Below are 675 nucleotides of genomic sequence, written 5' to 3' on the forward strand. Positions count from 1 at the left end.
ACAGATTGTATTGTAGAGAGAATATGGTTCTGAACTGATTTTTATCAGTAAAAATTGAAACAAAGATCGGGTTTGCCGGGTCTCTTATGGTGAGTATCGACGAAGACTCTTTGAATTCAGGAGACATCATCATGAAGAAATTAACCGCTGCCACTTTTGCTGTTCTGGCCTCATTCATAACCTCCGGCGTTGCCGTGGCTGCCACTATCGATCAGGAAACCGATCTGATCTACGGAAATGCCTACGGGGCTGAGCGCTCTGATGCTAACTGGGACTTCCGGTCAATGCCCGCTACCGCAGCCGGGCGGGAGTCGGTGACCCCCAAGGGGCTGGGTGCTACTCATGATCAGGAAACCGATCTGATCTACGGAAACGCCTATGCGGCTGAGCGCTCTGACAGGGACTTCCGGTCGATGCCCGCTACCGCAGCCGGGCGGGAGTCGATGAGGGCGAATGAAGAGGTGATTCCCAAGGTGCTGCTGGGTACCACGAACGACCCGATGGGTTCGAATCAATAATAGCGGGACTGCAAACTATCCGGATGGCCTTGCCATCCGGATTTTTTTTGTCCGGCGAAGCCGGCAAACCCGTCCGTCTGAAACAAGAAGGCGGCGGAGTCGCCCTCCTGGTGGATGCGCTGTCGCTCGCCCCCTACATCCACTGTTGAACCACGAA

1 protein-coding gene is annotated in these 675 nt (G+C 54.4%); it reads left to right on the plus strand.

Annotated features, from left to right (window positions below; genetic code table 11):
* Positions 1 to 131 precede the first annotated feature (131 nt).
* A complete protein-coding gene (locus O9K64_RS23485; RefSeq protein ID WP_275100544.1) occupies positions 132 to 518 on the plus strand; it encodes a hypothetical protein in 387 nt (128 codons plus the stop codon).
* Positions 519 to 675 lie beyond the last annotated feature (157 nt).

This window comes from Sedimenticola hydrogenitrophicus, assembly GCF_029017505.1.
In the GTDB taxonomy this organism is placed as follows: Bacteria; Pseudomonadota; Gammaproteobacteria; order Chromatiales; family Chromatiaceae; genus Sedimenticola; species Sedimenticola hydrogenitrophicus_A.

Bases quoted from the DNA above. Each gene is read 5' to 3' on its own strand.
- O9K64_RS23485 (WP_275100544.1), top strand. From the start codon at position 132: ATGAAGAAATTAACCGCTGCCACTTTTGCTGTTCTGGCCTCATTCATA.